Source organism: Mesorhizobium sp. M7A.F.Ca.US.002.01.1.1, from assembly GCF_004022955.1.
Taxonomy (GTDB): domain Bacteria; phylum Pseudomonadota; class Alphaproteobacteria; order Rhizobiales; family Rhizobiaceae; genus Mesorhizobium; species Mesorhizobium ciceri.
In genome coordinates this window covers 1-11,215 of the sequence record NZ_RZQE01000171.1, presented here as the reverse complement: position 1 = coordinate 11,215, position 11,215 = coordinate 1, and the positions used below count along the sequence as shown (strand labels likewise).

Here is an 11,215-nt window from a genome sequence, read left to right as displayed (position 1 = left end):
GCCGATATCCGTCTGGGTCGAGCGGCCATGGCCTCGGCGATCATGGGCAATGACACGGTAGCCCTGTGACACGAAGAACAGCATCTGGGCGTCCCAATCGTCGCTGCTCAACGGCCAGCCGTGATGAAAGACGACAGGATGCCCGGTCCCCCAGTCCTTGTAGTAAATCTGCGTTCCGTCCCTGGTGGTGATCGTACCGCTGCCGGAGCCGGGCTTGGTTTGCGAGGTCATCTCAATCTCCTTCTGGTTATTTTCGCGATAAACAATATCGCGATAACGACATAGCTAACGCGGCCTAAAACCCTTGTCCACACAAATATGTATCGCGATATCATTTTTCGTGGTATCGAAATGATGCCCACATTGGCAAAAGGAATGCGCCGTGCCTCTCCCGTTGGACAATCAGCTCTGTTTCACGCTCTATGCCACCAGCATGGCGATCAACCGCACCTACAAGCCGATGCTGGACGAGATGGGCATCACCTATCCGCAGTACCTGGTGTTGAACGCGCTTGGAGAGGCCGACGGCATGTCGGTCGGCACCATCGCCCATCGGCTCGCTTTGGAATCGAGCACCGTCACGCCGCTGGTGAAGCGAATGGAGCAGGCCGGGCTGGTGACCCGCCAGCGCAGCCAGACCGACGAACGCCAGGTGCAGGTCGATCTGACATCAGCCGGGCGCGCACTGCTTGTCCAATGCAACTGCCTGAACGAAGCCTTGGTCGAACGCTCGGGCATGACGCTGACTGAGCTCGATGCGCTGAACCGGCAGATCCAGGCGTTACGCGCCGCGTTGACCGGCGACCGCTAGCACGGCTTGACGACGGCTAGCCAAACGTCGGAAGAGGCCACCATCATGCGGACTTAAGCACGGCAAATGGCCGTTTGCGCATGGCTCGCTTTGCCTGGAAACTGACGGCGGGAGCGGGACGGCCGACATGGAAGCCCTGGATCTTGTCTATGCCGAATTCGCGCATAAGGGCCATCTGCTCGTCTGTCTCCACCCCTTCGACCAGGATTTTGTGGCCGCGATTTCGAACCAGGGTGATAATGTCCTGCAGCATCGCCTTGCCGCTCGGAGAGCTGCAGTCATGCAGAAACGAGCGATCGATCTTCACCGTATCGAAATCGATCAGGCGAAGCCACGAAAGGCCCGCAAAGCCGGTCCCGAAATCATCAAGCCAGATCTTGATCCCGAGCAGCTTCAGGTCGCTGATGCAGCGCAGGATGTCGGAGTGCATCTCCATCTCCAGCCCTTCGGTGATCTCGAAGGCCAGCCTGCTGCCTGCGACACCCGTCTCGCCCAGAATGGTCGCGACCGACGTCGCGAAGCCCGGTGTCTTGAGCTGGATCGGGGAGACGTTGACACTGACGACACGGACGTGGTCGTCCGCCAGCAGTTCGGCGCACACTGTCCTTATCGCCCAGCGCCCGAGTTCCAGGATCGCACCGGTCCGTTCGGCGACCGGAATGAACAGGCTCGGCGGAACCGATGTGCCGTCGAGCATCTTGAGGCGCATCAGAGCCTCCACCGCTTCAACCCGGTCCGATTTGACATCCTGGATAGGCTGGTAAACGAGTGAAACGAGATTCTGGCCGATCGCGATCTTCAGCAAAGCCGCAATGTTCTCGCTCTCGTCACTGCTTTGCGGGTCGGTTGGATCGAACAGCCGGGCACAATTTCGGCCGCCGGCTTTTGCCAGATAGAGAGCGCGATCGGCCTCGTGAATGATTTTCTCCAGCTTGGCCCCGGTCTGCGTCCGGGTGAATGCGGCGCCAACGCTTACCGTTACGATCGAGACGCCGTCGCGCCGCAGTTCGTGCGTCAGAGCCAGGTTCTCCACCGTGCTGCAAATGGCTTCCGCAATGTCCAGGATCTGCTCCTTTTTCTCCATGCGAGCCAGGACGATGAACTCTTCGCCGCCATAGCGGCCGATGGAGCCATTATACTGTTTGATCATATCGCTAAGGGCATTGGCGACATGGATCAGGCAGCGGTCGCCTTCCTGATGGCCGTAGCAGTCATTGAACTTCTTGAAGAAGTCCACGTCGATGAGGATCGCCCCAAAGCTGGTGCCGACCTTTTGCCAATCGTTCCAGTAGTCTCGCAGCTTCTCGTCGATCGCGCGCCGGTTCTCCAGACCCGTGAGCGGATCGGTCCGCGACAACCTCAGCAGGGCCTTGCCGCGTTCGGTCGCCTCATTGTGCTGGATCTTGGCTTCCAGGGCGTTCAGGAAGACGTTGTAGCGTTCCTCGTTCAGTTTCCAGTTCACATATGAGGTGAACGTGAAACAAGAAACATAGAAAGCCCCAAATACCATTTTGTATATGAGGGTTGATGGAACAAAGTAATTTACGATATAAAGTATACATAAGATTATTGTCGAGGTTACGATAGAAAGCTTGAAATTGAATGTAAAGAAAAGATTGGCGCTCATCATGAATATGGTCCCAAAGACCATATAGTAAGAGACGCTTTCCTTGTCCGCGCCCATAATCGCCGGACACAGCCAACCAACATAGCCAAAGATGATGGCCCCGGCGCAGGTCACGTCGAGCCATTCCGTCCCGACGCCGTGGCGAAGCTGCGCTTCCAGGATCAAAAGCGCGCTCAAGCCGACCGCGAAGCGCGCCGTGATCGTATAGGCGGCCACATCCGGGATCAGCAGCAGATCCGTTGCCGAAAACAAGAGATAGATCGCAACTGCGATCCAAAGCCCTGGCCTGGCTTCCCCTCTTCGCGTCGCCCGGGCTTCGGTGCGGTAGAGGGCGCGAAGTTCGTCGGCCCCCAGTTCGTAGCGCGGCTCGTACGGCTCAGCATCAACCGTATCGGCCAATGCGGATGACACGTGTTCGTTCATCACAATCGACCCCTTTTGAAAGGGATTTTGTTTTCCGAACTCATTTCCAGCTTCTGCCCCCACGCGGGCCGGCTCCTTGGGACGCGACGGCGATTGCGAACGCCGGGCAAACAAATGCAATCGCGCAAGACAAGTTTCCGTTAACTCGAACCCGGAATCCGGCTCGGAAGCTGATTAACCAACGAACATGGTTGGCGGGAAATTAATCATAAACCTAAAATGCCGTCGGCCCGACATTGGCAAAGGGAGCATTCTACGCAATAAGTTAACCGACTGTTAACTATGGAGTGATGGCGTGCAGACCGTTCTTGATGGCAAAAGCTTGATTACTGCCGAGATGCTCGCCGGCACGCTGCCTCGGGGAAAGATCGAGCATCATGGCGAAGCGTTCGAAACCGCGCGCGCGGAGCTTGCCCTCATTCTCCACGCGACACAGGAGCAGGTCGAACAGGACAAGAACCCGGCCGAGATCGTCGGCCGCTTGCTGTCCTTCCTCAATGGCCTGCATTCCAAGGTTCATCCCGACGTCTGGCATGCGTTGATACCGGTCGCGCAGAACCATCCGATCCTGAAGTATTTTCTCGAGGATCCACTGACGCACTGGTCCTTCACCAAACCCAGGGGCTATTCCGGCGACGCGCAGTTGCTCGACTACATCTATTGTGATCCGCACGTGGCAGAGAGCGTGGCGAACGCCTCGGAGGTCGGCAAAGCACTCTATAGCCATACCCAGAACGTACCGTCATGCGTCGCGGCCCGGGAACGACGCGACCTCCTGACCCGATATGTCGACGAGATCGCGGCCAAGAACGGACCGGAAACCGAGGTTCTGGCGATCGCGGCCGGCCATTTGCGGGAAGCCAATCGTTCGGTCGCCCTGACGGAGGGCCGTCTCAAGCGCTGGGTTGCGCTCGACCAGGATCCCCAGAGCGTTGGGCTGATCTCGCGCGACTTCCAGGGCACCGCCGTCGAAGCCATCGACGGCTCGGTGCGAACCGTGCTCACGCGGGGCCACAAGCTCGGCAAATTCGACTTCATCTACGCCTCCGGCCTTTACGACTACCTCGCCCACAACGTCGCGGTGAAACTCACGAAGACCTGCCTGCAGATGTTGAAGCCGAACGGAACATTCCTGTTCGCCAACTACGCCGAGGGCACCCCCGACGCGGGGTATCGGGAGACGTTCATGGACTGGGTGTTGCTGCTGCGATCGGAGGTCGATATGTGGAACATCGTCAATGCCAGCGTCGACCGCAACACCGTCGAGGCGCAGGTATTCTTCGGCGAGAACCGCAACGTGCTCTATGCCGTCATCGAAAAGCGCGGATAGGGCCGTCTGGGCTGCACCAGGCCGGTCGTGCCTTTGGCTTGCACCTCCGGCCGCCTTCCGCTATAGAGCCGCCACCCGCGTAGACACCCTTGGAGGCAACGCGGCGGAAGGCCGCCTTCCCGCATGATCCCGAAAAGTGGATTCCGGTTTTCGGACCAGATCATGCATGGGTATGTCGGCTTTCGACGTTTACGGTCCAGGCACTCTGCCCACCGTGAGCGCTCCAGAACAAACCGAAAGGAAATGCCATGAGCCACGACACTTACGAGCTCAAGGCCGAAGCACGCGAACAGGTCGGTAAGGGGTCCGCCCGTGCAGTTCGCCGCAACGGTAAAGTGCCTGCAGTAATTTATGGTGACAAGCAGCCTCCCCTGGCTATCGCGCTCACCTACAAGGACATCTACTACAAGATCCATGGCGGCGGGTTCCTGACCACGATCGCCACGATCGATGTCGATGGCAAGAAGATCCAGGTCCTGCCGAAGGACTTCCAGCTCGACCCGGTCAAGGATTTCCCTGTCCATGTCGACTTCCTGCGCATCGGCAAGGACACCGAAGTCAATGTCGACGTGCCTGTCCACTTCATCAACGAGGACAAGTCGCCCGGCATCAAGCGCGGCGGCGTGCTCAACATCGTGCGTCACGAAGTCGAGTTCCACTGCCCGGCCAATGCGATCCCGGAATTCATCACCGTCGATCTCACCGGCGCCAACATTGGCGATTCGATCCACATCTCGGCGGTCAAGCTGCCGGCTGGGGTCAAGCCTGTGATCTCCGACCGCGACTTCACCATCGCGACCATTGCCGGTTCGTCGGCGATGAAGCCGGAGACGGAAGAGACGGCTGAAGCGGCTGCACCTGAAGCGGCTCCTGCCGCCGAAGAGAAGTAACTCTTTCACGCCCGGAGCAGGCGATGCTGCTGTTTGCAGGTCTCGGCAATCCGGGCGCGAAATACGCCGGCAATCGGCACAATGTCGGTTTCATGGCGGCGGACGCAATCGCCCGCCGCCATTCCTTTTCGCCCTGGTCGAAGAAATTTCAGGGCCTGATCGCCGAGGGCTCGCTCGGCGGCGAAAAAGTCGTCCTGATCAAGCCGCAGACCTTCATCAACCTGTCCGGCCAGTCGGTCGGCGAAGCGCTGCGCTTCTACAAGCTCGAGCTTTCCGCGCTCACCGTCTTCTATGACGAGATCGATCTTGCCGAAGGCAAGCTGCGCATAAAGACCGGCGGCGGCGCCGGCGGCCATAACGGCATCCGTTCGATCGATGGCCATGTCGGCAACGCCTATCGCCGCGTACGCATCGGCGTCGGCCATCCAGGCGTCAAGGAAATGGTCCAGCACCATGTGCTCGGCGATTTCGACAAGGCGGACCGCGAATGGCTTGACCCGCTGCTCGACGCGATCGCCGACAACGCCGCCATGATCGCCAAAGGCGACGAATCCGGCTTCATGAACAAAGCCAGTCTCGCCGTCCAGGGCAAGGCCGGGCCGGAGCCCGAAAAATCGGCACCTAAGCAGCCGGCGCAGAAGCAGCAAAGTCACGTCCGCCAAGCACGGCCCCAACAGCCCCTGGCCAAGCCGCCGGAAAGCGGTCCGATGGCCGCCATGCTGAAGAAGCTGTTCGGCGGCAAGGACTGAGCATCAAGGGAACCGAAGGGCTTGACGTTGATCACCCCTATCGCCCATAGCCCTGATCAAATTTCTATTTCCCGATAGGACCGGACAAAATGGGTTTCAAATGCGGCATCGTTGGCTTGCCCAACGTCGGCAAGTCGACGCTTTTCAACGCGTTGACCAGAACGGCTGCGGCGCAGGCCGCCAACTATCCGTTCTGCACCATCGAACCGAATACCGGCGAGGTCGCGGTGCCCGATCCGCGCCTGCAGAAGATCGCGGCGATTGGCAAGTCAAAGGAGATCATCCCGACCCGCATCTCCTTCGTCGACATTGCCGGTCTGGTGCGCGGCGCCTCGAAGGGCGAAGGGCTGGGCAACCAGTTCCTCGCCAACATCCGCGAGGTCGACGCCATCGTGCATGTGCTGCGCTGCTTCGAGGATGACGACATTACCCATGTCGAGGGCCGCATCGACCCGGTGGCCGATGCCGAGACGGTCGAAACCGAGCTGATGCTCGCCGACCTCGACAGCCTCGAGCGCCGCATCGTGCAATTCCGCAAGCGCGCCGGCAGCAAGGACAAGGAAGCGACGTCAGTGCTGCCGATGATGGAGGCAGCGCTAGAACTGCTGCAGGCCGGCAAGCCGACCCGCATCCTGCTCAAGGATATTTCGGCCGAAGATTTGCGCATCCTGCAGGGCCTGAACCTTCTGACCTCGCATCCCGTGCTCTATGTCTGCAACGTCGCCGAGGCCGACGCAGCCACCGGCAACGAGCACACCAGGGCCGTGGAAAAGATGGCGACCGCCCAGGGCGCCGGCACCGTGGTGATCTCGGCCGCCATCGAAGCCGAGGTCGCACAGCTCTCCGATGAGGAAGAGATGGAATTCCTGTCCTCGCTCGGCCTCGACGAGCCCGGCCTCAACAAGGTCATCCGCGCCGGCTACGATCTGTTGCACCTCATCACCTACTTCACCGTCGGGCCGAAGGAGACGCGCGCCTGGACCATCCATAAGGGCGACAAGGCCCCCCAGGCCGCCGGCGTCATCCACACCGATTTCGAGCGCGGCTTCATCCGCGCCCAGACCATCGCCTACAATGACTTCGTCACACTGGGCGGCGAAGTGGCGGCCAAGGAAGCCGGCAAGGCCCGCGACGAAGGCAAGGAATATGTCGTCCAGGACGGCGACATCCTGCTGTTCAAGTTCAACACGTGATTTGATGGAAGTCCTTCGAGACTGTCCGCGGGCCGGCTGAGCCGACCACCAGATATCAGGCCCAAAGTGTCGCCTATAAAGCTGATAATATTTGATTGTGACGGCGTCCTCGTGAACAGCGAGGAGATATACCAGGCAACCGAGCTTGAATATCTGGCGGCGGCCGGCATCACGTTCGAACCAAGCGCCTATACGCAAGCCTTCATGGGATTGTCTCCCGCTATGTGGCAGGCGAAGCTCGAAGCGATCGGCCAAGAGCGAGCCAAGCCGCTCTCTCCGCTCTTTTTTGAACAGCTTGCCGACCACACCAACGAACGCTTGCGTAAGAATCTGGCGGCCTTACCCGATGCACGGAATGTGATTGGCCGGCTCGCCGCATGGAGATGTGTGGCGTCAAGCACGCCGCTGGCCCGATTGCGTTGGAAACTCGAACACACGGGCCTTGTCGACCTTTTCGATCCTAATATTTTTTCATCGGACATGGTCGTCAATGGAAAGCCGGAACCAGACCTGTTCTTGCATGCGGCGGACACGATCGGTGTTCATGCAAAGGAGTGCATCGTGGTCGAGGACAGCGTGAATGGCGTCCTGGCGGGCAAGGCAGCAGGTATGCGCGTGATCGGATTTACCGCTGGCAGTCATTGCACCGGCACTCATGGCGATGCTCTGTTGCGACATGGCGCGGATGCCCTCGTCGGCGCATACGAGGACTTGGAGGTCACTCTAGCCAGTCTTTAGATCGATCCGCTGACGCGGCTTCCGAGCCGCGAGGGCCGTCCCCCGGCCCGATTCGGGCTTGTCTTGATTTTGTCACGTCACAGGTCTAAGCGGCAGACGCACGGTCGGCGCTGGCGCCGGGAACCGTGCAATCCAACACGACGCGTCAATCCGAACACACCCTTTGGCCCCAGCAAGGGATATCAGGCGATGATCAAGGCCTTCGTCGTGGACAATGATCGCCTGCGCCTCGTCGACGATCTCCTGGCAAACAGCGAGACCATCGTCTGGGCGGACCTGTTCAACCCGACAAAGGAAGAGGAAGCGACGATCGAGAGCTGGCTCGGCGTGGCCATTCCGACACGCGAGGAGATGGAGGAGATCGAGATTTCGAGCCGCCTCTATGTCGAGGACGGCGCCTACTTCATGACCGCAACCCTGCCCGCCCAGACCGAGGTCGACGATCCCTTGATGTCGCCGGTCACCTTCGTGCTCGCCGGCACAAGGTTGATCACTGTGCGCTACCACGAGCCGAAGGCCTTCAAGACCTTTCCGCAGCGCGCCGAGAAGGTGGCGACCGGCTGCACCAGCGGCGACACCATCCTGATCGGCTTGCTGGAGGCGATCGTCGACCGTCTCGCCGACATTCTGGAGCGTGCCGGCCGTGACATCGAGGCGATCTCGCGCGATATCTTCGAGGCGCGATCGACCAAGGTTTCCAAGCGCAATCGCGACTTCCAGGAATTGTTGAAAGCCATCGGCCGCAAGGAGGACATCGCGTCTTCGATCCGCGACAGCCTGATCTCGCTGCAGCGCCTGGCGGGCTTTTTCGCCCATGCCTCGACCCGCACCAAGATGAGCAAGGACACCAAGGCGCGCATCAAGACGCTGTCCCGCGACGTGCTGTCACTCGCCGACCACGCCACCTTCCTATCGCAGAAGATCTCTTTCCTGCTCGACGCGACGCTCGGCATGATCTCGATCGAGCAGAACGCCATCATCAAGATATTTTCGGTCGCCGCCGTCATCTTCCTGCCGCCGACTTTGGTCGCCTCGATCTACGGCATGAATTTCGACGTCATCCCCGAGTTGAAATGGGAACTTGGCTATCCCTTCGCCATCGCCATGATGGTGCTGTCGGCGATCCTGCCCTTCTGGTATTTCCGCCGCCGCGGCTGGCTCTGAGTGGGCCTGTCGATCGGCTGCCACAGGCTGGCGCAGTAGAAATCGCTTGACCAAATGAACGCCGGCCTGCATCCGGAAACCCCGATCCTGGGGATCGTGGGTCGACAAGCCGGATTCCAGACCATGACCGCAGAGATAAAAACATGGGCCTATGAGGACTTCATCGAGGGTGCATCGATCGACCTCGGCTCGAAGCTCGTGAGTGCCGCCGAGATCGTCGAATTCGCCGGAGAATTCGACCCGCAGCCGATGCATCTCGACGAGGAAGCCGGCAAGGCCAGCATCCTCGGTGGGCTGGCGGCGTCGGGCTGGCACACCTGCGCCATGTTCATGCGCATGCTGTGCGATGCCTTCCTGTTGGACTCGACCTGCCAGGGCGCGCCCGGCGTCGATCAGGTCAAATGGAAGAAGCCGGTCCTGGCCGGCGATCAACTGACCGGCACCCTGGTGGTCGTTGCCAAGCGCCTGTCCAAATCGAAGCCACAACTCGGCTTCGTTACAATGCGCAGCGAACTGTTCAACCAGCGCGGCGAAAGCGTCTTCGAGCTCGAGAACTCCGCCATGTTCCTCACGCGCGATGCCGCGGGGAGCCAAGCATGACACTGGACGAGTTCTTTCGTATCGGCACCACGGTAACGCTCGGCTCGCACACATTCGAGCCCGAGGCGATCAAGGCCTTCGCCCGCAAATACGACCCGCAGATCTTCCATACCGACGAGGAGGCCGCGAAGAAAAGCGTGCTCGGCGGGCTCTGCGCATCCGGCTGGCACACCGCCGCCACCTGGATGAAACTCAATCTCGAAAACCGCATGGACGCCGAGATCGCTGCGTGGAGCGGCCCCGGTCCGGTGCCGGAATTCGGCCCCTCGCCTGGCTTCAAGAACCTGAAATGGCTCAAGCCGGTCTATGCCGGGCAAACCATCACCTTCACGCGCACCGCGCTGTCGCACCGCCCGATTGCCTCACGCCCCGGCTGGCGGCTGCTGGCGCTGCGTTCGGAAGCTTTCGATTCGACCGGCGACAAAGTGCTCGAGTTCGAAAGCGCCGTGCTGGTGAAGGCCGAGTAGAGGCGGCGCTTCTTCCTTCTCCCATGTGGGAGAAGGGAAGAACACTCAATGCCCCTCGAACCCAATCAGCGTCCGCACCGGCACGCCAAGCGCCTCCAGCTTGGCACGGCCGCCGAGGTCCGGCAGGTCGATGACGAAACAGGCGGCGAGGATGTCGGCACCTATCTGGCGCAGCAGCTTGACCGCCGCTTCAGCCGTGCCGCCGGTGGCGATCAGATCGTCGACCAGGATCACTTTCTCGCCCGGAGCAACACCGTCCTTGTGCATCTCCATTTCGTCCAGCCCGTATTCCAGGCTGTAGGCGACGCGCACCGTCTCGTAGGGCAGCTTGCCTTTCTTGCGGATCGGCACGAAACCGGCCGAGAGCTGATGGGCGACGGCGCCGCCAAGGATGAAGCCGCGCGCCTCAATGCCGGCGATCTTGTCGATCTTCTGGCCGGCATAGGGATGCACCAGTTCGTCGATGGCGCGGCGGAAGGCGCGCGCATTGCCAAGCAGCGTGGTGATGTCGCGAAACAGGATGCCGGGCTTGGGATAGTCCGGAATGGTGCGGATCGCGGCAAGCAGCGTGTCTTCGAGCGAGGATTTCATGGGGCGAGATTACCTGAAACGAAGGTTATTGCGCGACAATTGTTCGATCGAGCTGCAGCCCATCAGCTTCATGCCGCGTTCGATCTCGACCCGCATCTGTTCGAGCGCCCGTTCCACGCCGGGCTGACCGGCCGCCGCGAGCGGAAACAGATAGTAGCGTCCGACGCCGACGGCCTTGGCGCCGAGCGACAGCGCTTTCAGCACGTGTGTGCCGCGCTGCACGCCGCCATCCATGATGACGTCGATCCTGTCGCCAACGGCATCGACGACCTCGGCAAGCTGGTCGAACGCCGCCCGTGAGCCATCCAACTGCCGCCCGCCATGGTTCGACAGCACGATGCCGCTGCAGCCGATGTCGACAGCGCGTTTGGCATCCTCCACCGACATGACGCCCTTGAGGCAGAACGGACCCGACCAGAGCTTGACCATCTCGGCGACGTCGTCCCATGTCATCGACGGATCGAGCATCTCGGTGAAGTAACGGCTGATCGACATCGTGCCGCCGCCCATGTCGACATGCTCGTCGAGCTGCGGTAGCTCGAAGCCCTCATGGGTGAAATAGTTGATCGCCCACGCCGGCTTGAGCGCGAACTGCGCCATTCCGGCGAGATTGAGCCTGAAGGGAATGGCAA

General features: G+C 60.5%; 13 protein-coding genes. 9 read left to right on the top strand and 4 right to left on the bottom strand.

What is annotated here, in order from left to right; genetic code table 11:
• On the bottom strand, positions 1-231 hold a 231-nt coding region (locus EN932_RS17820), incomplete at its 3' end, for an alpha/beta hydrolase (protein ID WP_164890520.1).
• A 151-nt stretch (positions 232-382) separates the two neighbouring features.
• On the opposite strand from EN932_RS17820, the gene EN932_RS17815 reads away from it, so the two are divergent.
• Positions 383-811, top strand: a complete 429-nt coding sequence (locus EN932_RS17815; protein WP_013529998.1) for a MarR family transcriptional regulator — start codon at positions 383-385, stop codon at positions 809-811.
• A 43-nt stretch (positions 812-854) separates the two neighbouring features.
• On the opposite strand, the gene EN932_RS17810 is transcribed toward EN932_RS17815, so the two are convergent.
• Positions 855-2,861: an EAL domain-containing protein gene (locus EN932_RS17810; protein WP_032808605.1), complete on the bottom strand. Its 2,007-nt coding sequence runs from the start codon at positions 2,859-2,861 to the stop codon at positions 855-857.
• A gap of 295 nt (positions 2,862-3,156) precedes the next feature.
• On the opposite strand from EN932_RS17810, the gene EN932_RS17805 reads away from it, so the two are divergent.
• The 8 genes from EN932_RS17805 (at position 3,157) to EN932_RS17770 (ending at position 9,992) form a co-directional block, all read left to right on the top strand.
• Entirely contained in the window at positions 3,157-4,191 is a 1,035-nt protein-coding gene (locus EN932_RS17805) for a class I SAM-dependent methyltransferase (RefSeq protein ID WP_127368922.1), read from the top strand.
• 248 nt (positions 4,192-4,439) lie between these two features.
• Positions 4,440-5,081, top strand: a complete 642-nt coding sequence (locus EN932_RS17800) for a 50S ribosomal protein L25/general stress protein Ctc (protein WP_013529995.1) — start codon at positions 4,440-4,442, stop codon at positions 5,079-5,081.
• A 23-nt stretch (positions 5,082-5,104) separates the two neighbouring features.
• Positions 5,105-5,830: an aminoacyl-tRNA hydrolase gene (gene pth, locus EN932_RS17795; RefSeq protein WP_127385019.1), complete on the top strand. Its 726-nt coding sequence runs from the start codon at positions 5,105-5,107 to the stop codon at positions 5,828-5,830.
• Positions 5,831-5,919: 89 nt separating this feature from the next.
• Positions 5,920-7,023, top strand: coding sequence for a redox-regulated ATPase YchF (ychF, locus tag EN932_RS17790; protein ID WP_024505635.1), 1,104 nt, complete (start codon positions 5,920-5,922; stop codon positions 7,021-7,023).
• Between the two features lie 66 nt (positions 7,024-7,089).
• On the top strand, positions 7,090-7,761 hold the full coding sequence (locus tag EN932_RS17785) for an HAD family phosphatase (RefSeq protein WP_032808607.1): 672 nt from the start codon (positions 7,090-7,092) through the stop codon (positions 7,759-7,761).
• A gap of 189 nt (positions 7,762-7,950) precedes the next feature.
• A complete protein-coding gene (corA, locus tag EN932_RS17780; RefSeq protein WP_013529992.1) occupies positions 7,951-8,925 on the top strand; it encodes a magnesium/cobalt transporter CorA in 975 nt (324 codons plus the stop codon).
• 123 nt (positions 8,926-9,048) lie between these two features.
• Positions 9,049-9,525 (top strand): MaoC family dehydratase, encoded by a 477-nt coding sequence (locus EN932_RS17775; RefSeq protein WP_013529991.1) that lies wholly within the window; start codon positions 9,049-9,051, stop codon positions 9,523-9,525.
• Entirely contained in the window at positions 9,522-9,992 is a 471-nt protein-coding gene (locus EN932_RS17770; RefSeq protein WP_027162159.1) for a MaoC family dehydratase, read from the top strand. Before EN932_RS17775 ends, EN932_RS17770 begins: the two co-directional genes overlap by 4 nt.
• Positions 9,993-10,037: 45 nt before the next feature.
• Here EN932_RS17770 and EN932_RS17765 read toward each other — a convergent pair whose 3' ends face one another.
• Both EN932_RS17765 and EN932_RS17760 read right to left on the bottom strand, forming a co-directional pair.
• Positions 10,038-10,583, bottom strand: coding sequence for an adenine phosphoribosyltransferase (locus tag EN932_RS17765; protein ID WP_013529989.1), 546 nt, complete (start codon positions 10,581-10,583; stop codon positions 10,038-10,040).
• 9 nt (positions 10,584-10,592) lie between these two features.
• Positions 10,593-11,215, bottom strand: a 623-nt coding sequence (locus EN932_RS17760; protein WP_164890519.1) for an alpha-hydroxy acid oxidase, incomplete at its 5' end; no start/stop codon positions are given.